We start from the raw sequence: 23,186 nt of genomic DNA on the forward strand, positions 1-23,186 counted from the left end.
AAACCCGACTAGAGACTTCGGACTCCAGACTAAAGACTATCTACCATCTTTAACATTCCTTAAGTATTCGGCAATAAGTACTTTTATTTCATCCTCCAACTTAGCGTTTGCTCCTGCATCGTCGGCATCATAAATACCGCGTATACGGTGTAAATTATCAATAAGCACTATTTTATTGCTAAAAATGAAATTACTTTTCCCGCTGGTATTATTTGCGACTACATCAAGCAGTAAACCTTGCCTGATTAATGGATAAGTTTGTGCAGTATCACCCGCTAAAAAATCCCATTTACCTTCTTTTGCGTTGAAATTGGCAGCAAAATCCTGGAGTTTATCTACATCAGCCGGATCTACAGACAGGCTTAAAAATTTAACCAAGGGCTTTTGTTCATAGCCATCAGATAATTGCTTGATATATTTAATTGCTTGCTGGCTCCTCGCTCCTGATTGGAATAAGTTTAATACTACAATTTTGTTTTCAAATGATTTCCAGCTAATGGTATCGCTATGCTGATTGATGAGTTTAAAATCAGGAACCAGGTGATAAATAGTATCTGGAATCTTCTTTCCCTTTACACTATGAAAGGTATTGGCCACAATCTTCTTGCCGAAGATGGGCAAACTCTTATACCTGTTTTTGGCAAAGTGTGGCAATAAGTAAAAAAACAAAAATCCCGGTATAGCTAATATGCTTACCAGGATTAATACCTTTTTTATCGGATTTCTTTTCATTAATGGTTCATCATGTGGATGTTTAAGAACCCACCTTCAATCAGCATTAAAACAATAAAGTAAATAATGAAAATAAACGATACTGTAAGGGCTAACTGTAAGCCTAATTTTTCAAACTTTAAGTGCATGAAATAGGCCACAATATAAAATGCTTTTACCAAAGTTAACGCGATATAGATATAGTTACCTACATGCTGTGGAATATGTCCACCCGGGATAGCCCATAATGCTATGATAAATTCAATTGCGGTGATTAAAGTTAAAATACCTGCTACTTTCCAGATTTTTGCTTTATCCATTCCAGCATGTTCTCCATGCTCGTGTCCTTCTTCTAAATGCGAATGTTGTGACATGTTAAATATTTTTATAAATTGAAAATTAAACCAAATAGAAGAACGTAAATACAAACACCCATACTAAATCTACAAAGTGCCAGTATAAACCCACTTTCTCAACCATTAAATAATGGCCTCTTTTTTCGAAGGTTCCATTAATTGTCATGATCAAGATAATCACGTTAATCATCACCCCACTAAATACGTGGAAACCGTGGAAACCGGTAATAGTAAAGAATAAGTTTGCAAACTGTTGTGCAGCAACTAAAGAAACTGGCCCATCAAATAAATGTTTCAACTCTTCAGCCGATGGAATAGCTCCCCACCAGAAGCCTTCGTGGTGCAAGTGACTCCATTCTAAAGCCTGGCAGCCCAAAAACATAAAACCAAAGATAATGGTAGCTACAAGCCATCCTATTACTTCTTTTTTAGCACGACGGTGTCCGGCCTCAACTGCCATAACCATGGTTACAGAACTTAAGATCAGGATAAAAGTCATGATACCCACAAATACTAATGGTGCACCTGTATCTTTAATACCTGGGATAGATTGGAAAACCAAGTCAGGATCTGGCCATGTCAATTTCGAAAAACGCTGAGCGCCGTAGTAGATCAATAATGATGAAAAAGTAAAAGCATCTGATAATAGGAAAAACCACATCATGATTTTACCATATTCTACCGACCACGGAGAACGACCACCATTCCATGGCCCGGTTTTAACTTGATCTAATTGTGATACTGCATTCATTTGGAAATAGTATAATAGTTTGTTAACAAATTTAACGGTTCAAAAGTAAAAAAACATACAGATATATCCATAATATATCTATAAAATGCCAAAAAATAGAAGCAATTTCCATTCTGTACTGAACTTTGGCAATAGGCAGGCTTTTATAGCTACCGGCTAAAGCACTAATAATTAGGCCAACACCAGCAATAATGTGCAAAAGGTGCATGCCAGATACCACATAGATAAATGATATTGCAGCATTGTTCCCTACCAAAGTAGCTCCGGTTCTCACCATACTTCCCCAGGCATTAAACTGCATTACACCAAAAGCAATAGCCAATATTACGGTAATCCAAAGCATGTTGCGCTGTAAGCTAAAATTAAGTTTCTTTAATGCCTTAGAAGCTAACACCAAAGTGATGCTGCTGGCCAAAATAACCAAACTAGAGTAAATAAAGGCATCGGGTAACACCAAACCGTGTCCCTTTCCTTTTGAGGCGGCAAATACCAGATAATAACTGGTAAAACCTCCAAACATGATTGTTGATGATACGACAAATAACCAAACGATAAATTTTCGTGGTTTTGGGTCAAACGTATCCTGCATCTTTTCCATTGTTAGCACCATAAATTATTTTGCTATAAAATTTAATAATAAGCCCAACTGTACAGCCGGGATGTAAAAAAACGAACAGAACATTACCTTCTTGGCATCTGCCAGTTCTCTGCTCATTAAAAGTTTAAAAGCCAACCAGCTAAAAATAATCCCAGCGATTAAAGATAAACCTGCAATGTAATAACCGCCAAAACCATAAATGGTTGGCAATAAACTTACCGGAATTAAAATCAGCGTGCTTAAAAAAGTTAACAACGCCGATGTTTTATCTCTTTTCTTGGTAGGCAACAACCTGAAACCTGCTTTCTTATAATCATCATCCAAAACCCATGCAATTGCCCAGAAATGAGGAAACTGCCATACAAACTGGATTAAAAACAAGATTACAGCAATGTAATAATCAATTTCATGGAACATTTCGGCTTTTAAACTACCAAAAGCAGCCAAATAACCAATAAGTGGTGGTAAAGCCCCTGGAATTGCACCAACAAAAACAGCAATAGGCGATTTTCTCTTTAATGGCGTATAGGCAAAAGCGTATAGCAAAATTGAAAATACCGATAGCAACCCTGTTTCCAGATTTAAGTGCCCTAATAACCACGTACCTAAAAATGCCATAAAAACACCCAAAATCAACCCCTGCCCGGTAGTCATTCTTCCTGCTGGCATCGGGCGGTCTTTGGTCCTTGACATTAATTTATCCAGGTCTTTCTCTATAATTTCGTTAAAGCAGTTTGCAGCAGCAGTAACCAAAAATCCGCCGGCTATTAAAATTAACCAGTTACCCCAATCTATGCTAGGGATATGGCCTCTGCCTACCTGCATCTTCTGCCCGATCAAAAAAGAGATCGATGCTGAAAACACTACCGTAAACGATAGCCTAAATTTGATAAGTTTAGAAAAATCTGAAAGATATTGCTTCAATTTTCTTAAATATTATTGTTTATATGTACTTGTTCTGTAAACCAACAAGTACAGGTAAAACTGTAAACTAAACAACAGCGTTGAGAACAAAATATGCAATGCCTGTGCTGCTGGTGGAAAAGCAATATATGCTAAAGCTAAACCACTTAATAACTGGATAAAAAGCGTAACTAAAATAAACTTGGCTGTTAGCAATGGAGCGGCCTTACCACTAAAACGGTCAATAACCATTTTATAAACTATACCATTCGTAATAATGACCAAAATGGCTAAATCACGGTGATAAGAAAAAATACTGCCTACTTTCGAAATCCATGTTGCTTTTCCGCTATAAGCCAAAGATTTTGCAATTATATCAATGGCTTCCCTGACTTCGGTGCCCAAAATAATCTGCGCAATACTTACTATTAGTGTAAAGAACAAAAATCCTTTTAGCCACAATATTTTATACATAATTACCGAAGGTGCCTTATTAAGCTGTTTTGCGTAATTGTATGTATAGATAGATATAACCAAAATAACCAATGCTAAAAGCATATGTACTGTTACCACCCATTGCGCCAGATTGGTTGATACCACTATTGATCCCAGCCAGGCTTGATAGCCTACCACGAAAATATTAAGTATGCTTAATACGATGATCCGTTTAGCCGTTTTCCGATAGGTAAAAGAATAAATGGCAGTAAGCAATAAAAAGATTCCTGCTGCTACTCCAGCCAAACGGTTTAGGTATTCAGTCCAGGTTTTGGTTGGATTAAATTCTTCCGGTATAGTAATGCTTTTATCGTGCCTGATACTATCAGCAAGGGCAACTTTACCCATGCTCTCCAGATATTTGGCAAATTTTTCATTCTTCTTTAACCTACCTGCCACATACTTCTCCTTATAGTTGGCTGGAAGTTGCGATACATCGGTTGGCGGAATATAACGATCGAAACATTTTGGCCAATCCGGACAGCCCATGCCAGATCCTGTACTGCGAACAATACCCCCGGCAAGTATAACCAATAGCGTAACTATTATGGTTATAAGATTAATTCTAATGAAACGCTGTTCTGATCTGCTGACCATATATCTATCAAGATGAAAAGGGTATCCGGATAAGCAGAAACTTAATCAGATACCCCTTTAAAATTTTATTTTAAGCTTTAAACTAGCCTTTGTTTTCTGTAACAGGATTGGCTAATTCCCAATCTTGCTGAATTTTTTCTGCTTCCGCATTTCCTTCAAAATCGTGAGGTAAATTAGAGCTCATGGTTTGAGAGAAAGGAACAGTTTGAGGAATAAAGTCTGCATCATGTCCAGGCTTGCTGTAATCGTACGGCCATCTGTATACTGTAGGGATTTCTCCAGGCCAGTTACCGTGTAGGTGTTCAACAGGTGCAGTCCACTCTAAAGTATTAGATTCCCATGGATTTTGAGGAGATACTTTTCCTTTGAAGATTGAATAAAAGAAGTTAAATAAGAAAGCTACCTGAGCTAATGCTGCCATAATAGCTGCCCACGTTACAAATACGTTAACGGTTAACCATTTCTTCATAAATTCAAACTCGGTAAATGCGTAGTAACGACGAGGTACACCATCCAAACCTAAGAAGTGAAGCGGGAAGAATACCAGGTAAGCTGCTATGAAAGTTAACCAGAAGTGTAAGTATCCTAATTTAGGATTCATCATTCTACCGAACATTTTAGGGAACCAGTGATACACACCTGCAAGCATACCAAAGATTGCTGCAGATCCCATTACCAAGTGGAAGTGGGCAACAACAAAGTAAGTATCGTGTAAGTTGATATCCAAAGAAGCATTTCCTAAGAAAATACCGGTTAAACCACCAGAGATAAAGAATGAAACTAAACCAATAGCAAATAACATGGCTGGAGTGAAACGGATATTACCTCTCCATAATGTAGCCAAATAGTTAAATGTTTTTACTGCAGATGGTACGGCAATAATCAAGGTAGTAATCATAAATACACCGCCCAACAGTGGGTTCATACCTGTTACAAACATATGGTGACCCCAAACGATGAATGATAATACGGTAATACCAATTAGAGAGTAAACCATTGCATGGTAACCAAAGATCGGTTTACGTGCGTTCACAGAAATAACCTCAGATGAGATACCCAATGCTGGCATGATTACGATATAAACCTCAGGGTGACCTAAGAACCAGAATAAATGTTGCCATAAAATTGGTGAACCACCTTCATTTGGTAAAATATCAGTACCCATTACGATATCTGATAAGTAAAAACTTGTTCCAAAACTGCGGTCAAATACCATTAATACTACACCAGCTACAAGAACAGGGAAAGATAAGATACCTAAAATTGCGGTTAAGAAGAAAGCCCAGATGGTTAATGGCATTTTCCAAAGGTCCATACCTTTGGTACGCATATTTAAAATTGTACTTACATAGTTGATACCACCCATTAAAGATGACGCTACGAAAAGTACCATACTAACTAACCACAAAGTCATACCTAAACCTGAACCTGGCATAGCCTTAGCTACCACAGATAGTGGCGGATAAACCGTCCAACCGCCTGATGCTGGTCCTGTTTGGATAAAGAATGATGACATCATGATCACACAAGCCATAAAGAAGAACCAGTATGAAAGCATGTTTAAGAATGGCGAAGCCATATCTCTTGCTCCTATCTGAAGCGGAATCAATAAGTTACTAAATGTACCACTTAAACCAGCAGTTAGTACAAAGAATACCATGATGGTACCATGAATGGTTACCAAAGCCAAATAAAAGTCGGGCTTAATACGACCGCCTTCAGCCCATTTACCTAAGAATGTTTCTAAGAAAGGGAAGTTCTGATCTGGCCAGGCCAATTGAATACGGAATAATATTGATAAACCCATTGCAATTACCGCCATAATAATACCGGTAATTAAAAATTGCTTGGCAATCATTTTATGATCCATACTAAAGATATACTTTGAAATCAAAGTCTCTTTATGATGCCCATGATCAGCGTGATCGTGACTGTGTTCGTCGTGTAATGCTATTGTTGACATAATTCGTTCGCTCCTGCTTAATATTATTTATTTAAAGCCACTTGGTTAGTTTTTACAGCTGCGGTATCTTTAGCTGCTGAATCTGCTACTGATTTTACAGGTGCAGGTGCCACTGGCAAATTAAATTGTTTTCTTAAATCGTCATTTAAGTATGTTTTCTGTTCTGCAATCCAGGTTTTGTATTCAGCTTCTGATACTACACGAACAACTTTTTGCATGTTGTAATGACCTGATCCACAAATTTTAGCGCAATAAAAAAGATACTTAAAGTTAGGATCATTTGTTTCTTGCTGCATTTCTGCAGTAGTTTTTGTAGGTGTAAACTCAAAAATTGTTCTCATACCTGGTACGGTATTTAACTGTACCCTGAAATGTGGCATATAAAAACTGTGAATTACATCTTTACTGGTCAAAATAAGTTTAACTGGTTTGCCTACAGGAAGCACCATCTCATCTGCCATTTCATCATCACGAGAGTTAACATCTTTAAAATCAATACCTAATGTATTAGAAGCTGTAGTTAACTTGTAATTTTTGTTACCAACTATTCCATCAGCTCCAGGATAACGGATAGACCATTTAAACTGCTCAGAAGTAACTTCAATCTGTAATGGCTTGTTATTTGGATCTTCAACTTTGAAGAAAATAGATCTCCAGGTTAAGAAACCCATCAAAACCAAAACGGTTAATACTAAAGCCGGAACAATTGTCCAGATTTTTTCGATGGTATTATTGTGTGGGTAATAGTAAGCTTTTCTTTTTGCAGAATATTTATAGACATAAGAAAATCCGAATAACAGGATATGCGTAGCTACAAATACAATGGTGGTAATGATTAATGTTAAATTAAACATTCTGTCAATTTTCTTTCCGTGCTCAGATGCTGCATCAGGAAGTAACATTGATCCATGTACTGTATATTCCCAATATACCCCATATAAACCGATCACTAAAAACAGCGCAAATAAACTTGCGTGTACCCTATTCCAGTTGATACCAACAGGCTTACCTTGTGCTTCGCGGCTTAACTCATATACTTTTAATGCCTTACCAATAATGGCAATAAATAAGCATACTGCAAGGAAAACCAGAATATAAAATATTACCGATTTATAAACCTCGCCCATATCAACTTTCGGTGCCGCGGCAGCACCTGCTGCTGCATCTTGCGCAAATACGCTAGTGTTTGCAAAAGCAGTAATCAATACTGCTAAAGCTGCGGTCGTTTTATTCGTTATAAACTTTCTTAAACTCATTTTCTTAAAAGTAGTACGCTGTACTGCTAATTATAATAATAATTAAATATTTGCTCTATCTTATCACCACTAAAGCTGATGATGCAAACTTTCTTGTAATAATGGGTGATTCTTTGCAATTAAAGGTTTTTTGCTCAATGATGTTAAAACCGTAAAGGTAAACAATCCTACGAAACCTAACGCAATACCGATCTCTACAATTCCAAAACCATTATGACCATCTTCTACTGCACCCGGCATAATCATTTGGTAATAATCTACCCAATGACCTAATAATACCACGATAGAAACGAATAATAATTTGGCATCGGTTCTTTTGTTATCTCTATCCATTAATAACAATACTGGTGCTAAGAAATTCATGGCAAGGTTTAAGAAAAACCAGAATTTATAATATTCAAAGCGTTTGTAGAAATATACAGTCTCTTCAGGCATATTTGCATAGTAGATCAATAAGAACTGAGCAAACCATACATAAGTCCAGAAGATAGAGAAACCAAAAATAAACTGACCTAAGTTGTGCAAGTGGCTATTGTTAACCCATTGCATGTAACCTGCTCTTCTTAATAAGATAATGATAATAGCGATAGTAGCTAAACTGCTTACCCACATTGCTGCGAAGTTATACCAACCGAACATGGTTGAGAACCAGTGTGCTTCTAGCGACATAATCGTATCGAAAGCAAAAATAGGTGTAGTAAAACCATAAATTACCAAGAAGATACAAGCATTTTTAAAGCTTTTTCTGTAAGAATTTAAACCACCGGCTAAATCTTCGTTATAAGAAAACTTAACAAACATAATCGAAAATATACTGTAGATACCTAAGAACACCACCTGGCGACCTAAGAAAAAAGGTACATTTAAGAAAACTGATTTACCTGCGATTAAAGAATCATAATTAGGGCTGTTTGGATCTGTTAATCCATCAGCATGCCAGTGATGATATAAATTATGTGTGTATAAACCTGCTGAAATAATCACTACAAGTATTACAGCTGCTATAGGCAAAGTTTTTGCCATAGCCTGTGGCACTCGTAAAATTGATGCAGACCAGCCTGCCTGAGCTACGTATTGAACAGCCAGGAAAAATGTACCAGACATACAAACGCATGCAAAGTAATATGCCATAAGCAACAGGTTAGCAAAAGTACGCTCGTGCATTACTTTATCGCCGGCCAAGAAACCGAACAACACAGCCGCAATACCGATAACGATACCAACAATGCTTAATGTTTTTACTTTACCTGTAAACTCAAACTGTTCACTAAAATTAATATTGTGAGTTCCCATTTATATTTGCTTTACTATTGTCCTTTTTGTAATTGTTGAACATACATCACCACTTTCCAACGATCTGTTGGTGAGATTTGCGAAGCATGCGAGCCCATGTTATTTACACCGTATGTAATGGTGTGGTAGATTTTACCTGCAGTAAGATCAACCATGTTACCACCTCTAGATGATGAACCTGTTTGATAAGCAGGTACCCCACTAAATTTCTCAATTTTAACTAAGTGTCCTTGCCCATCGCCTTTTTCTCCGTGGCAAGGGCTACAGAAAACGGTAAATAAGTGTTTACCCTGAGCCAGATTAACAGTATCTACCGGTAAAGGGTTTACCATACTTACTCCAGCTGCCTCATATCCTTCTTTTGTATTAGGATACTCGTCATATTCGGTAAAACCGACTGGTTTAGTATGTGCAGGAGGTAACTGTGCTGTTTTACCATCCTTAAAATTTTTATTTGGCTGATCCGGATTGTAAGCAATCGGATCATACATGTTTCTGGCATATTCTAAGCCAGTACTGCGTTTATCTTTACAAGCAGAAAAGGTAGCTGCAAAAGCGATAGCTAAAAACGCTGTGTAAACAAATTTATTCTTATTCATAGCTAATGTACTTCCTTTCATTATACTTTATTTCTAAAGCACCTGCATCTTTTAATAATCCATCAATTACAGTATGTTCTACATTGTCTTTTGCATCAACTGCAATTACAAAACGATCATCAGTAGCACGTAGGTCCATCACTCTTGGTGCTCTTCCCGGAAATAAGTGAGTAGATGCATAATAAGTTAATACCATACCAAAAGCACAGAATAATACTGTAAGCTCAAACATTATCGGAATAAAATCCGGCAATGCGAATGATGGTTTACCACCTATGTTTACTCTCCAATCAATTACTGCGCAGAAATAAATCAAAGCGAATGCACAGCAAGTACCCGTAATACCGAAGCAAAATGCTGCGATATCGATTCTAGATCTTTTAATTCCTAATTTGGCTTCTATTCCGTGTATAGGCATGGGGGTATATACATCATAAATGCTGATGTTATTTTCCTGAAGCTTTTCGATGCCATGCATCATTTCGTCAGGATCGCCAAAGCTGCCTAAAATATATTTGATATCACTCATTGTTATATTTTTGCGTAATCTTCTTGTTTAACACTATCAAATTTCTCTAAAGACTCTATGTACTCAGCTACATATTCTTTATTCTCATGCCCTTCTTTAATCTGTTTCATTTTAGCTTGCTCACTTGCAGTTTTTAATAATAATTTAACCTCTGCGATAGCGATTGATGGCAACACCCTTAAAAACAATAAGAATAAGGTAAAGAACAGGCCAATTGAACCTACGAATACACTGATATCAACCCAGGTTGGATAGAACATGGCCCAACTTGATGGAATATAATCGCGGTGTAATGAAGTAACGATAATTACGAAACGCTCAAACCACATACCCACGTTTACCACGATTGATAAAATCCAGGTAGCTTTAATGCTTAAACGGATCTTTTTGAACCATAAGAGCTGTGGAGAGATTACGTTACAAGTCATCATCATCCAGTAAGACCACCAGTAAGGACCAGTAGACCTATTGATAAATGCGTACTGCTCGTACTCTGAACCCGAATACCAGGCAATAAAGAACTCAGTTAAATAAGCTACACCTACGATTGATCCTGTTAAGATGATGATTTTATTCATCGACTCGATGTGGAACATGGTGATGTAGTTTTCCAATCCCAATACTTTACGTGCAACCAATAATAAGGTTAATACCATCGCAAATCCTGAGAAAATCGCACCTGCCACGAAGTATGGAGGGAAGATGGTGGTATGCCATCCTGGAATTACCGATGTTGCAAAGTCCATTGATACAATGGTGTGCACTGAAAGTACAAGTGGTGTAGAAATACCGGCTAAGATTAATGAAACAGCTTCGAAACGTTGCCAGGTTTTAACACTTCCACTCCATCCAAAAGAAAAAATAGAATAAATTTTTCTACGTGTACCTACTGCACGATCGCGGATGGTAGCAATATCTGGTAATAAACCTGTGTACCAGAATAATAATGATACAGAGAAATAAGTAGAGATTGCAAACATATCCCATACCAATGGTGAGTTAAAGTTTACCCAAAGTGATCCAAACTGGTTTGGTAAAGGTAAAACCCAATAAGCTAACCAAGGACGGCCCATGTGAGATACAACATAAGTTGCGGCACAGATAACGGCGAAAATGGTCATCGCCTCTGCCGAACGGTTGATGGAGTTACGCCAGTTCTGACGGAAGAGTAATAGTACTGCTGAAATTAGTGTTCCAGCGTGACCGATACCTACCCACCATACGAAACCGGTGATATCCCAAGCCCAACCAACTGTTTTATTTAAACCCCAAGCACCGATACCGTTCCAGAAAGTGTAGCTTACTGCTACTACCCAAAGTAAAGCACCTAATGAGGCAACGATGAAACCAATCCACCAAGCCTTGTTCGGCTTGTTTTCTACCGGGCTTAAAATATCATCCGTAATTTTTGCATACGTGATGTTATCGCCGGTAATTAATGGTTCTCTAAGTATTGATTCGTTATGTCCTGACATAATTTGTATTTTCTTTATACTAAAGCTTACGCTTGTACTGTTGTATCTGTATTTCTAATTTTTGTCATGTAGCCGATACCCGGTTTCACATTGATCTCTTCTAATACGTAGTAAATACGCTCAGAACGTAATGCTTTTGAAACCTCTGAATTTGGATCGTTTGAATCACCAAATACAATCGCATTTGCTGAACAAGCTTCCTGACAAGCCATTTTGATATCGCCATCTTTCAATGGACGTTTTTCTAATTTAGCTTTCAGTTTTCCACCTTGAATACGTTGGATACACATTGAGCATTTTTCCATTACCCCACGTGAACGTGTAGTAACATCAGGATTTAATACCAATTGAGTAAACTCATTATTTAAGTAGTTATCGAAACGTGAATCATTCCAGTAGTTAAACCAGTTGAAACGACGTACTTTGTACGGACAGTTATTTGCACAGTAACGTGTACCTACGCAACGGTTGTAAGCCATGTGGTTTAAACCATCACTTGAGTGTACGGTTGCCAATACCGGACAAACGGTTTCGCATGGTGCGTGATCACAGTGTTGGCATAACATTGGCTGGTGAACCACAGAAACATGATCTAAGTCTTCCAACTTAGCAATTTCTTTCTCCTTGGTTACATCACCATTTTTAGTTTCATAGCTATAATAACGGTCGATACGGATCCAGTGCATTTCACGACGACGGCGAACCTCATCACGGCCTACAACAGGAATATTATTTTCTACGTTACAAGCAACAATACAAGAACCACAACCTGTACAAGCATTCAAATCGATTGCCATTACCCAGTTGTTACCTGGTTTTTCATATTGATCCCACAAATCGTAATTTTTGTGCTCGCCTTTTTCATTACCTGCACCAGCATTTTTTAAATATGCTGCAAAAGTAGCTTCCTTAATTACGGCACGGCCTTCGAAAGAGTGGTGAGTTTGTGTTTGTGCAAGCTCATAGTAACCGCCTGTTGGGGTAATGGTTACGTTTGTAGCATATTGCATGGTTCCATTTGCAAAAGAAACAAATGGGAAAGCATTTTTACCAACATCATTACCAGCTTTACCAACTTTGGTACGGCCATAACCTAAAGCAATAGATGCAGTTCCTTGTGCTTGTCCTGGCTGGATTAACACCGGAAGATCTACTGAATATCCGTTGCTTCCTTTAACAGAAACCACATCAAACTCTTTAACTTTTAATTTCTCTGCAGTTTTAGGCGCAAGGGCAACAAAGTTATCCCAGGTTACTTTTGATACCGGATCTGGCAACTCCTGTAAAAATGCATTATTGGCATTCTTACCATCGCGCATAGGTACATTTTCGTAAACCTGTAACTCAATCTGGTCGCCACCTTTAAAGGCTTTGCTGCTATTTGCAATTGAAGTAGCAACTTGGGCTAAAGATTGTGTGAATGAATAAGCACTAGCAGGTTTAGCGGCTGAAGTAACCACACCTTTTTCTAAAACCTCTTCCCATTTCAAACCAACAGCTGGTAACATTTTAGCTTCCCAGTTGCTGCGTACAAACTGATAGTAGTCTTTAACAGGTGCATCAGCCCAAGTTAATAAACTCTCTTCAGCCTGGCGGCTGTTGAAAACAGGGTTGATAGTTGGCTGAACGATAGAATAATATCCTTCGTAAGCATTTGCATCACCCCATGACTCTAAATAGTTATGGTTAATCGCAATAGCATCACAAGCTGTAGCCGTTTCATCTGCACGATCTGAGAATGAAATTTTAGCAGGAACCTTTGCCAGAGCATCAGTAAATGCTTTCGCATTTGCAACATCATAAACAGGATTACTGTTTAAGAATAAAACAGCACCAACTTCACCACGATTCATTTCAGCAACTAAACCGTTAAATTCGGCATCATTACCCGCATATAAATAACAAGGGTTATCTAAATCGATAGTAGTACCATAACTACCAATGGCAGCATTAATGGCGTTTACTAAAATTTGTGTAGAAACATCGTTAGAACCACAAACTACAAGGCCTTTACCTTTCGCTTGTACCAATTCTTTTGCTACCAATTTAATTACTTTATCAGCAGTAGCATTGTTCCCCAATGTTCCGCCAGGTAAAGCATTACCTGTAATTGCATTATATAAAGCAATTAAAGCAGGTCCTTCTTCCGACAATTTAACCGGAACACGGGTATCTGCATTGGTACCTGTTAAGCTCATTCCACTTTCAAACTGAATGTGGCGGCTCATTTTTTTATTTTCTAACGATTTATAGTTACGATTAGCAGTATATTGAGCAGTAAATTCTTCTCCGCTAATCCATGTACCTAAGAAATCGGCACTGAAACTTACAATTAAATCAGCCTTATCAAAGTTGTATTTAGGTAAAACTGCTTTACCGAAACTATTTTGGTTGGCCTGAATAATACCAGTATAAGAAACTGCATCGTACTGAACCAATTTAGCTGCAGGGTATTTTGCAATAAATTGTGCAATAACAGCACTGGTTGACGGGCTGTTTACCGTTGATGATACAATGCGGATTTTTTTGCCACCTGCCTGTGCTTTTGCCAGCTCGCCTTTAACAAAGCTGTCGATTTTTGCCCAGGTAGTTTCTTCAACCTTTCCATCTTTTACTAAAGCTGGTGCTTTTAGTTTAGATACATCATATAAATCTAAAACCGAAGCTTGCGCTCTCGCATCTGTACCACAGTTAAATTGACCCGCATTTGGATTTGGTTCAATTTTAATTGGGCGCCCCTCTCTCGTTTTAACTAAAATACTCTGGCCATTAAAGCTCGAAGTATAATAGTTAGGAATACCTGGAGTAACCTCTTCAGGCTTTACCAGGTAAGGAATAGATTTATGAACAGGAGCAGTTTGACAGGCTGCTAAAGTTACTGCACCTAAACCAAAACCTAACGCCTTTAAAAAGTCGCGGCGTGGGGTAACGGTACTTAACCCTGCTTCATTTAAAACATCTTCTATTGGAAGTGGCTCGGCGAATTCGTTTTTGTTATTTTTAACAAAATCGGGTGTATTGTTATACTCCTCTAAGCCTTTCCAGTATTTTTTGTTGCTTTCCATTTAAGCTATATTACTGTTTATTCGAACGTTCTTACTAAACTCTATCTATTAATAGTGGCATTTACCACACTCTAAACCACCCAATAACGCTGGTGTAATTTTCTCGCCTTTTTTAATTTTTTCGTGCGCTTCGATAACCTTAGCGTAGAAAGCATTATTTTTCTGACCAGAAATATCTGTTTCTTTATGGCAGTTAATACACCATTTCATGGTTAATGGAGAATATTGATAAATTTCTTCCATGGTATTAACCGGACCGTGACAAGCGAAACATACCGGTTCTGTTGGCTGTAATCCTTTTGCTTTACGAATGGCGTCTTCTGCAACAACTACGTGTTGAGAGTGATTGAAGTAAGCAAAATCAGGAAGATTGTGTACACGTACCCACTCCATTGGTTTAGCTTTACTTTCATCGTATTTCTGAGTCTCCGGATCGTAACCTAAAGCATTATAGATTTTTTTGATCTCAGGAGAAATCTCACCGTCATATTTATCTCTTGCCTGTACTGCTTTATGGCAGTTCATACAAACATTTAATGACGGAATAGTTGCATTTTTAGATTTAAATGCGCCGTTGTGGCAATACTGACAATCGATCTGATTGATACCTGCATGCAACTCGTGTGAGAATTTGATTGGCTGAACTGGTTGATAACCAGTATGTACACCAGTATTCCACATACCCATCCAACCGAATGAGCCTAAACAGATGATCAAACACAAGATAAAGAACATCACAAATTTCTTGTTTTTGAACATCTTGCGCACACCAACCTTTAATGGCACATCTTCTTCAATCTCGATACCTTGTTTCTGCAGAATCAAACGCTCCAATAATTTAGAAGCGCGACCTAAGATTACTAAAATAACAATCGCTAATACAACGATAGCTACAATACCCGCGATTGATAAACCTGAAGTAGATTCGTCTTTTGCCGCAACAGCACCACCCGCAGGAGTAGCCGCTTTTGGCTCACCTTCTTTAATGTAAGCTAAGATATCTTTTACTTTAGTTTCGTCTAACTCAGGAAAAGATGTCATGGCAATTTTTCCATTTTCGTTAAAAAGTTTAACAGCCTCAGGGTTACCAGAAGCTACCAAGCCTTGCGAATTTGGAATCCATTTTAAAAGGAACTCTTCAGAGTGACGATCACTTACACCTGTTAAGGCCGGACCAACCAATTTAGCATCTAACGCGTGGCACGAAGAACATTTTGCTTTGAAAAGCGTTCTTCCCTCTTTAGCATCCTGCGCATTTACGGTAGAAACCGCTATTACGGAAATTGCTGAAAATACGAATAACGACTTCCAAACGCTTTTTAAAATCATCGAGATATCTCTCATAATGAACACTTTATACTTATTTAATTTACTTTTTGTTGTGAAATTGATGCTGAACTAGGGGTAGCCCCACCAAAACTTGAACAAAAGTATAACTTATTAATAAATCCCATGACATAATAGTGACTTGAAATACAATTTATAATCATTCTAAACAAATGTCGTTTCAAGCCATTCAGGCAATAAAAATGCCCATTTTTGATAGGTTATCTCCAATGGGCATACTATAAACCAATTTGGTTTATTTATTTTTTCTGATTATTGTTTTAATATCCACGCAAACATTAGCGGCGCTACAATTGTGGCATCACTTTCTACGATAAATTTTGGCGTGTGGATATCCAGTTTACCCCAGGTAATCTTTTCGTTTGGTACAGCGCCAGAATATGAACCATAAGAAGTTGTCGAATCTGAAATCTGACAGAAATAACTCCAGAAAGGAATATTTTCCATTTCCATATCTTGGTAAAGCATCGGTACCACACAGATCGGGAAATCGCCGGCAATACCCCCACCAATCTGGAAGAAACCAATTCCTTTGCCCCCACTGTTTGCAATATACCAGTCTGCCAGCCAGCCCATGTATTCAATCCCGCTTTTCATCGTAGTGGCTTTCAATTCACTTTTCATCACATATGAGGCAAAAATATTACCCATGGTAGAATCTTCCCATCCTGGTACTACAATTGGTAAATTCTTTTCTGCCGCAGCGAGCATCCATGAGTTTTTAGGATCGATTTCATAATATTGCTCCAAATCGCCACTTAAAAGCATTTTATACATAAACTCATGTGGGAAATATCTTTCGCCCGCATTATCTGCATCTTTCCAGATTTTGTGAATGTGTTTCTGTAAACGGCGGAAAGCTTCTTCCTCCGGAATACAGGTATCGGTAACACGGTTATAATGGTTCTCTAAAAGATCCCATTCATCCTGCGGACTTAAATCGCGATAGTTTGGTACACGTTTATAATGAGAATGTGCGACCAGGTTCATAATATCTTCTTCAAGATTTGCACCTGTACAAGAAATAATAGCCACTTTATCCTGGCGGATCATCTCTGCAAGTGAAATTCCCAATTCTGCAGTACTCATTGCACCAGCAAGTGTGATCATCATTTTACCACCTTCATCTAAATGCGTTTCGTAACCTTTAGCCGCATCCATCATAGCAGCAGCATTAAAATGGAGATAATTACGCTCCATAAACTGAGATATCGGTCCTCTTGTATTGCTCATTTCGTTTTGTATTGTTTGTCGCAAAAGTAGGTATTTAGGCCGAAAGGTGAAAACGTAAAAGCGTTTAGCGTTTGGAGCATGGCGTTTGGCGTATAGCGTTGGTTAGTCCAGAGTCCTCAGTCTGTAATCTAAAGCCGGTTAAATCATAAAAAGTGAGCTTTACCAGCGATCGTCATCCTGAGCGTAGTCGAAGGATCTTTTTTGGAAAGCAATAGTTGTAGCACCTATTAAAGGTAGTCCGGCTTTTAGGGGGCAGTCCAACCTCACCTGTGGGCTTTCCCCTACAATCCGGTTTAGGTGGCGGCAGGCATTGCATGAAATTCCAGCGATCGTCCTCCTGAACTTGTTTCAGGATCTGTGAAAAAGAAATTTAATAATAGGGATGATTTAATTTCAAGTTTAAACCAGTTAACCAACTTCTTACTAAATTTCCTTTTCTTTGCGGTAATGAAACCATCCTGAGCAAAGCAATCACAATACGAGGAGATGCTCATGATAGCTTCATCGCTTATAAAATCAAATAAATCTTGATGAAAAAATATTATCTGGTTATTTTACTTGCGTTCGTTTCAGGAAGTTCTTTTGCACAAATGAAACTGATCAGGAAAATGCTCTCGAACGAAAAAGATACTACCCGTAAAGCCAGCTTTTTGCCCTTGCCAGCCTTTGGCTATAGTCAGGAAACTGGATTTGAATTTGGCGTTGGTGCGATTTATTCCTTTTATGTAGACCGTAAAGATACACTGAACCGCAGCTCCAATTTCGCGTTGAACACCACCTACTCCACAAAAAAGACAGCTAATTTTATGCTGAAAGGCGATATGTGGACTAAAGGAAACAAATACCACTTTATTGGCGATATCCGTTTCAAAAACCAGCCCTTTAATTTTTATGGTATCGGCAACTACACTACAAAATCAGATGAAGATAAGCTAGATCAAAGGGTTTTTAAAACACTTTTCGATGCCGAAATAAATACTTTACCTAAGGCTTATACGGGTGTTTCATTGGGTTTTGAGAATTATCGTTTTATAGACAAGCAACCGGGAGGCGTTTATTCCACTAACCCACAAATTTTAGATAGAGACGGTGGTTCTGTGGCATGGATCGGTGCATCACAAAGTTACGATACCCGCAATAGCAACAACTACCCCACTAAAGGTTTTTTCGGGAGGGCAACCTATCAATATGCGCCAGATTTTTTTGGTGGAGAAAGCTTCAGCGGCTCACAGGTTAAGCTCGATCTCCGTGGTTTCTTCAGTTTGGCACCGAAAGTGGTTTTGGGCGTACAGGGCATTTATTATACTATCCAAAGTAAAAGCACGCCATTTTATTTATTACAACAACTGGGCAACGACCAGATGATGCGGGGCTATTACAGTGGCCGCTACCGCGATGAAAATTTAATGGCGGCACAAGCCGAAATCCGCTACCGTTTTATGAACCGTTTTGGTATCGTGGCTTTCGCTGGTACAGGTAAAGTATTTGCTAACGGCCAATTTAATAGTGATGGATTAAAACCAAATTTCGGTGTTGGCGGCCGTTACTTTTTCGATCCGGCTAAAGGTCTGAGCGTTCGCTTAGATTATGGTATAGGAGAAAAATTGCCAAATGAAAAACGCCAGGCCGGGTTTTACATCAGTTTGGCGGAAGCGTTTTAAGGGGATGGAAATTGATATTTGAAAGCCCAATCAGGAGCGACCTTAAAATGAAGATAATTTCTCAAACAGCACTTTAACAAGGTTACTGAGGTTACAGCGCTTGCCAAACTACACTCCAGAACCATAGGGTCCTCAAAGCCTGACTCCTTAAACTTATGCCTCTTGAAATAAAAAAGCCCACTAATTTTTAAAACGATAAGCTTTGTGATATAAGTTACGTTTGGTCTTAGCGAGACGCTAAGACTAGTTGGCTAATTAAACCCAGCTCCTACAGAAATAACAAAGCCCAACAGTTTTTAAACTGCCGGGCTTTGATGTAATCCGTTTCTCACACTCGGCACGCGTGCGCCAGCGAAGGCCATCAAAGCCAGGCTTATTAAACTCTAACTACTTCAGAAACAATAAAGCCCGGCAATATTGAACTGCTGGGCTTTGTTATGCAAGTTACATTTTGGTCTTAGCCAGACGCTAAAACCAGTTAGGAATTTGACGATTGTGTTATTATTTCATTTCTCTATAAATATTTTCCCATTTTTTAGTGTCAGAATAATAAAATTTAGACTCTTCTGATGATATTCCCAACCAGATAAAATAATGGGTACTGTCTTTTTTTTCGTAACTAAATTGTGACTCTGTTATTTCATTTTCTTTGATTCCTAAATCAAATAAAGAGTCTGGTAGTTTGTGATTTATAGTTTTATATTTTTCAACTTTTTCTATTAACTCATTCCCTTTAATCATTAATTCTTCTTTTCTTTTATCTTTTAAACAAAAGAACCAAAAACCAAACAATAAACTCGTAATAATCACTATTGTTAATAAAATATTTTTTTTCATTTGTAAGAGTTTTATTGAGTGTACATAGGTTTAGCTGTATGATTAGTTTCAGTAGGACTATCTAATTTTGAATCGTCTTTAGGTAAATTTTTATAATTAGGTGCCTTTTTAGGATCTGTCGCCCCTAAAGAATTAACATAATTTAACAATTGTTCTCCTAAAGATAATTTGCTATTTGAATTATAATAGTTTGCTCCAAATTCAGCTCCTAATTTATCACTAGGCAAATCCTCATAACTATAGGCCGAGTGTCCGGCGACAAGCCTATCTGACATCTCTTGGCGATACCCGTCTTGCATAGCCTCTGCTACAGGATTTATATCGGCTGTTTTTGTCAAGTCTGCACTCATCCCCATCCCCGCATATCCTCCTGCTTTTGAAATTTCAGAAATGGCTTTTTGTGCAGTTTCTTTTTGCTGTTTATAATCATAAGCTTTCCCTGCATAGAACATAAAATGAGCCATATCTAACCAGCCTCCTTTTGTAGTATAGATATATTTGTCTCGACTTGTATTAAAAGGATTTGTTGTCATAGGTTCAGGTCTAAGATGCGCCCAGTTCATTTCGGTTTTACCTAAACGCATCATAGCATCGTGACCTTGAGAACCAGTTAAAGTTCCCATCTTGGACCGAGTATTATTTAGAAACCTTATAAACCCTAATATCACCCCGGCTTGACTCGGTATAGGTTCTCTTCCATCTGCATCCAAAAATCTAATCGGATTATTAAATCCATAATTATATGGCGAATGCCTCCTCATCTTCTCCGCCAACGGATCCACAGTATTCCACCTTCCAATCACCGGGTCATAGAACCTTGCTCCGTAATCCAGCTGACCCAACTCCTCCTGCAACTCCTTGCCATTATAAAGATACTTGTTAAGCCCAGCTTTTGCAACTGGTTCCTTTCTTAAACCAAAGGCATAATAATCATCACGTTGTAGTACCTCCAGTTGGTTAGTATTCGGGTTTTTGTAAAAAGTTACCCGCACATTGCCCAAATGGTCGCTCAGGTTATACTCATAACTGTAATTGTTTCCACTTCTGCGGGCAATCCCTTCTTCGGTCTGGATAAAGTCTATACTGCCATTGCTGTACTGGATGCCGTCTACATAATCAATTACGGTGCCCCCATTCTGTTTTTTCAGCTTTGTACCCGCAGCGCTATAAGTATAGCTCAGGTTCTGGCTACCACTTACTGTTTGTGGCAGGTTGAGGAAATTGTAACCTAAGGTAATATTTTTTTGACTGTCACTTTTCAGGTTGCCATTGGCATCATAATCATAATTGCTATTGGTAAAGCCGCTGATCGTTTTAAGCCTGTTGCCTTCGTAAACCGTATAATTATTCGTGCCAAAATTATCACGGGTTAAACTGGTAATATTACCCATTACATCATAAGCAATGGCTTCTCCGAGGTTATTTCCTGCTGTAGAATTTGTCAGTCTGTTCAGCTTGTCGTAGGTATAGCTGAAAGCATTTGATGCACCGTTGGTATAACTCTGACCGGAAATATTACCATTGAACTGCGGCAAAGTGCTATCGTTATATTCCAGCTCCATACTGAACTGTGGGGCTTTTGCACTTTTCATCCATCCCCGCTCATTATAAGTATAATTAGTGGTTTGCAGAAAAGCTTCTGCACTAATACTGGCTTTAAATACGGAACCCTCTTTTGCCGCAAAACCATCGCTAAGGGTAATACTATTACTCGCTGTAACCGTACGCTGCTGACCAGCGTTAACTATATCTGCACTGTTCAAAGTAATGTCACTTTGAATGGTTCCTTCCGCAACTCCAGTAACTGAATGTAACCTCTTTGTAATTAATTGCCCCAAGTCATTATATACCAATTCAGAAAGCACAACGGGTGTGGCACCATTAATACTCTGAACGGTACTCAGCTTCCTACCCATGTGGTCATATATATAATTTTCCATAATCGTTGTCGTAACACCGTTAGCAACATGCGTTCTATTGCTTGTGGTGATATTATTAGAAAAATTATAAGTGAGTTCATTTACATCTGTCCCTCCTAAATGGTTTTGTGCTTTCTGCTGTATCAATCTGCCTTTATCATCATAATAACTTACGTTGAGCAACATCGTAGTACTGCCCAACACGTTAACCAGACCGCCTGTTTGAAAGCCAAATGCATCTGCACGCTGACCACTGCCAGGCAGTCCGAAGGTATTTCCTGTGAAGTCGTATCGGTCATAATAATTAACCGCATATACTTTGCTGAAATTTTGCGGATAACTAGCATTATCATAACCATAAGTTCCTATGCCTGTATACTTCTCCCAGGCCGTACCCGTGTAGCTATTTACTTCCGCCTGTATCGCTGTCCGATCTAACGTAGAACTCAATTCCCCTGTAATTACTTTTCTTCCCTTTTCGTCATATTTATCGAATATCCATTTGTTTTGAATCCGTTGCACGGCATCCTGAACCATGAGCACTTCATCACGCTTTCCATAAATAATCCATTCCCAATCTTTACCAGGCAGGCGCTTTTCTATCAGCCGGTTTCTACCATCGTACCGATACTGATAGCCGTAATTTTCCAACGCATTTGCATTTACCGATCCCCCATCTGGCAATGTCCCAGGCGGTAATACGAAACTAAGATGCCCTTGTAAGTCATAAACATAATAAGTAGACAAACATGAAGCTTCTGTCTCCCAAACACGAATTAAAACAATCCTGCCTTGCTTATCTTTATATTCCCATTTCGTACCTGCTTTACCATTAATCCAATTCTCATCTTTAATAATCCCAACATACAACTCACCATCCGCGAAATTTCCTCCGTTAGAAAGTGTTCTGTGATGGGTTTGTCCAGTAGTACTTACCGGATTCGCCCTATATAAAACAACTGCTGGTCCATCGGTAGATCTGTTTACTGTATATTCTAATTTAGCAGTATGGCCAGATCCACTTATTCCACTATTACTTAATTGCCAGGCAGATCCTGGAAAACCACGTTCCAGTGGCCTGGATATAGCCGAAGCTTCGATACGGTCCTGCGAATACGGATATCGGTTTATACTTATTCCTGAAGGGGGAATGTTATAAAAAGTATTCTGATCTGCTATTGCATTAACATTATACTCGGTATTGGATGAAGCACTTGCATAGGGAAGATATCGCATAGTTTCCCTTCCATTGATATCATAAACAACTGGCGATACAATATCATGGTTTGCACCTGCACTGCCCTTCCATGATATGCTTTGTAGTGGCCTTCCCAAGCCATCAGTATATTGTATGTTGCGATTTATATCACCAACTGGCAGAGACTCCAGGTTGACAGGATGAGACTTACCTGGCACTTTGACAATTGTTTCTAAAGTATAATTGCGGTTTTGACTCGGCTGAGCAATACCAGCACCCCAGCAAAAACAAAGTAAAAGGCAAATTTTGAGTGCAAATGCCCGGGAGTTATCCTGAAGAATGAATAACCGGTGAAACTTTTTCATAGCGTTAACTTATTTTAATATCTATCGATTATTGT

18 protein-coding genes are annotated in these 23,186 nt (G+C 38.5%); 1 reads left to right on the forward strand and 17 read right to left on the reverse strand.

All coding sequences use genetic code 11. The annotated features are described in order from the left end of the window. Positions 1 to 36 precede the first annotated feature (36 nt). The 15 genes from OQX63_RS11285 to OQX63_RS11355 form a co-directional block, all read right to left on the reverse strand. Positions 37 to 732 (reverse strand): SCO family protein, encoded by a 696-nt coding sequence (locus tag OQX63_RS11285; RefSeq protein ID WP_265850974.1) that lies wholly within the window; start codon positions 730 to 732, stop codon positions 37 to 39. Beyond that, the gene (locus tag OQX63_RS11290) at positions 732 to 1,085 is read right to left on the reverse strand and encodes a cytochrome C oxidase subunit IV family protein (RefSeq protein ID WP_090498434.1); all 354 of its coding nucleotides are present in this window, start codon (positions 1,083 to 1,085) and stop codon (positions 732 to 734) included. The genes OQX63_RS11285 and OQX63_RS11290 overlap by 1 nt, the downstream gene beginning before the upstream one ends. A gap of 25 nt (positions 1,086 to 1,110) precedes the next feature. Beyond that, positions 1,111 to 1,818: a cytochrome c oxidase subunit 3 gene (locus OQX63_RS11295; protein WP_090498432.1), complete on the reverse strand. Its 708-nt coding sequence runs from the start codon at positions 1,816 to 1,818 to the stop codon at positions 1,111 to 1,113. Positions 1,819 to 1,849: 31 nt separating this feature from the next. After that, entirely contained in the window at positions 1,850 to 2,416 is a 567-nt protein-coding gene (locus OQX63_RS11300; RefSeq protein WP_265850975.1) for a cytochrome c oxidase subunit 3, read from the reverse strand. Between the two features lie 15 nt (positions 2,417 to 2,431). Next, positions 2,432 to 3,340, reverse strand: coding sequence for a heme o synthase (gene cyoE / locus OQX63_RS11305; RefSeq protein WP_265850976.1), 909 nt, complete (start codon positions 3,338 to 3,340; stop codon positions 2,432 to 2,434). 12 nt (positions 3,341 to 3,352) lie between these two features. Further along, on the reverse strand, positions 3,353 to 4,411 hold the full coding sequence (locus tag OQX63_RS11310; RefSeq protein ID WP_265850977.1) for a COX15/CtaA family protein: 1,059 nt from the start codon (positions 4,409 to 4,411) through the stop codon (positions 3,353 to 3,355). 82 nt (positions 4,412 to 4,493) lie between these two features. Then, the gene (locus OQX63_RS11315; RefSeq protein ID WP_265850979.1) at positions 4,494 to 6,374 is read right to left on the reverse strand and encodes a cytochrome c oxidase subunit I; all 1,881 of its coding nucleotides are present in this window, start codon (positions 6,372 to 6,374) and stop codon (positions 4,494 to 4,496) included. A 23-nt stretch (positions 6,375 to 6,397) separates the two neighbouring features. Then, positions 6,398 to 7,630, reverse strand: a complete 1,233-nt coding sequence (locus OQX63_RS11320; RefSeq protein ID WP_265850980.1) for a cytochrome c oxidase subunit II — start codon at positions 7,628 to 7,630, stop codon at positions 6,398 to 6,400. A gap of 69 nt (positions 7,631 to 7,699) precedes the next feature. Beyond that, the gene (locus OQX63_RS11325; protein ID WP_265850981.1) at positions 7,700 to 8,923 is read right to left on the reverse strand and encodes a quinol:cytochrome C oxidoreductase; all 1,224 of its coding nucleotides are present in this window, start codon (positions 8,921 to 8,923) and stop codon (positions 7,700 to 7,702) included. Positions 8,924 to 8,937: 14 nt separating this feature from the next. Further along, the gene (locus OQX63_RS11330) at positions 8,938 to 9,543 is read right to left on the reverse strand and encodes a c-type cytochrome (RefSeq protein ID WP_090498417.1); all 606 of its coding nucleotides are present in this window, start codon (positions 9,541 to 9,543) and stop codon (positions 8,938 to 8,940) included. Beyond that, positions 9,515 to 10,051 carry a DUF3341 domain-containing protein gene (locus OQX63_RS11335; RefSeq protein WP_090498415.1) on the reverse strand — a complete coding sequence of 179 codons (537 nt, stop codon included), beginning with the start codon at positions 10,049 to 10,051 and terminating at the stop codon, positions 9,515 to 9,517. The genes OQX63_RS11330 and OQX63_RS11335 overlap by 29 nt, the downstream gene beginning before the upstream one ends. Before the next feature lie 2 nt (positions 10,052 to 10,053). Continuing rightward, entirely contained in the window at positions 10,054 to 11,526 is a 1,473-nt protein-coding gene (gene nrfD, locus OQX63_RS11340) for an NrfD/PsrC family molybdoenzyme membrane anchor subunit (RefSeq protein WP_138818622.1), read from the reverse strand. A 26-nt stretch (positions 11,527 to 11,552) separates the two neighbouring features. Further along, positions 11,553 to 14,591 carry a TAT-variant-translocated molybdopterin oxidoreductase gene (locus OQX63_RS11345; RefSeq protein WP_265850982.1) on the reverse strand — a complete coding sequence of 1,013 codons (3,039 nt, stop codon included), beginning with the start codon at positions 14,589 to 14,591 and terminating at the stop codon, positions 11,553 to 11,555. 48 nt (positions 14,592 to 14,639) lie between these two features. Further along, entirely contained in the window at positions 14,640 to 15,935 is a 1,296-nt protein-coding gene (locus OQX63_RS11350; protein ID WP_265850983.1) for a c-type cytochrome, read from the reverse strand. A gap of 255 nt (positions 15,936 to 16,190) precedes the next feature. Further along, complete coding sequence (locus tag OQX63_RS11355; protein WP_265850984.1) at positions 16,191 to 17,171, reverse strand: deoxyhypusine synthase family protein; 981 nt, start codon at positions 17,169 to 17,171, stop codon at positions 16,191 to 16,193. Between the two features lie 530 nt (positions 17,172 to 17,701). Here OQX63_RS11355 and OQX63_RS11360 point away from each other — a divergent pair. Then, on the forward strand, positions 17,702 to 18,832 hold the full coding sequence (locus OQX63_RS11360) for a polymerase (protein ID WP_265850985.1): 1,131 nt from the start codon (positions 17,702 to 17,704) through the stop codon (positions 18,830 to 18,832). Between the two features lie 501 nt (positions 18,833 to 19,333). Here the strand turns inward: OQX63_RS11360 and OQX63_RS11365 are convergent. Then, entirely contained in the window at positions 19,334 to 19,669 is a 336-nt protein-coding gene (locus OQX63_RS11365; RefSeq protein ID WP_132399221.1) for a hypothetical protein, read from the reverse strand. An 11-nt stretch (positions 19,670 to 19,680) separates the two neighbouring features. Next, positions 19,681 to 23,151 (reverse strand): RHS repeat domain-containing protein, encoded by a 3,471-nt coding sequence (locus OQX63_RS11370; protein ID WP_265850987.1) that lies wholly within the window; start codon positions 23,149 to 23,151, stop codon positions 19,681 to 19,683. Between the last annotated feature and the right edge of the window lie 35 nt (positions 23,152 to 23,186).

The organism is Pedobacter sp. PF22-3, assembly GCF_026239555.1.
Lineage (GTDB): Bacteria > Bacteroidota > Bacteroidia > Sphingobacteriales > Sphingobacteriaceae > Pedobacter.

Bases quoted from the DNA above. Each gene is read 5' to 3' on its own strand.
- OQX63_RS11285 (WP_265850974.1), bottom strand. From the start codon at position 732: ATGAAAAGAAATCCGATAAAAAAGGTATTAATCCTGGTAAGCATATTA.
- OQX63_RS11290 (WP_090498434.1), bottom strand. From the start codon at position 1,085: ATGTCACAACATTCGCATTTAGAAGAAGGACACGAGCATGGAGAACAT.
- OQX63_RS11295 (WP_090498432.1), bottom strand. From the start codon at position 1,818: ATGAATGCAGTATCACAATTAGATCAAGTTAAAACCGGGCCATGGAAT.
- OQX63_RS11300 (WP_265850975.1), bottom strand. From the start codon at position 2,416: ATGGAAAAGATGCAGGATACGTTTGACCCAAAACCACGAAAATTTATC.
- OQX63_RS11310 (WP_265850977.1), bottom strand. From the start codon at position 4,411: ATGGTCAGCAGATCAGAACAGCGTTTCATTAGAATTAATCTTATAACC.
- OQX63_RS11315 (WP_265850979.1), bottom strand. From the start codon at position 6,374: ATGTCAACAATAGCATTACACGACGAACACAGTCACGATCACGCTGAT.
- OQX63_RS11320 (WP_265850980.1), bottom strand. From the start codon at position 7,630: ATGAGTTTAAGAAAGTTTATAACGAATAAAACGACCGCAGCTTTAGCA.
- OQX63_RS11325 (WP_265850981.1), bottom strand. From the start codon at position 8,923: ATGGGAACTCACAATATTAATTTTAGTGAACAGTTTGAGTTTACAGGT.
- OQX63_RS11330 (WP_090498417.1), bottom strand. From the start codon at position 9,543: ATGAAAGGAAGTACATTAGCTATGAATAAGAATAAATTTGTTTACACA.
- OQX63_RS11335 (WP_090498415.1), bottom strand. From the start codon at position 10,051: ATGAGTGATATCAAATATATTTTAGGCAGCTTTGGCGATCCTGACGAA.
- nrfD (WP_138818622.1), bottom strand. From the start codon at position 11,526: ATGTCAGGACATAACGAATCAATACTTAGAGAACCATTAATTACCGGC.
- OQX63_RS11345 (WP_265850982.1), bottom strand. From the start codon at position 14,591: ATGGAAAGCAACAAAAAATACTGGAAAGGCTTAGAGGAGTATAACAAT.
- OQX63_RS11350 (WP_265850983.1), bottom strand. From the start codon at position 15,935: ATGAGAGATATCTCGATGATTTTAAAAAGCGTTTGGAAGTCGTTATTC.
- OQX63_RS11355 (WP_265850984.1), bottom strand. From the start codon at position 17,171: ATGAGCAATACAAGAGGACCGATATCTCAGTTTATGGAGCGTAATTAT.
- OQX63_RS11360 (WP_265850985.1), top strand. From the start codon at position 17,702: ATGAAAAAATATTATCTGGTTATTTTACTTGCGTTCGTTTCAGGAAGT.
- OQX63_RS11365 (WP_132399221.1), bottom strand. From the start codon at position 19,669: ATGAAAAAAAATATTTTATTAACAATAGTGATTATTACGAGTTTATTG.
- OQX63_RS11370 (WP_265850987.1), bottom strand. From the start codon at position 23,151: ATGAAAAAGTTTCACCGGTTATTCATTCTTCAGGATAACTCCCGGGCA.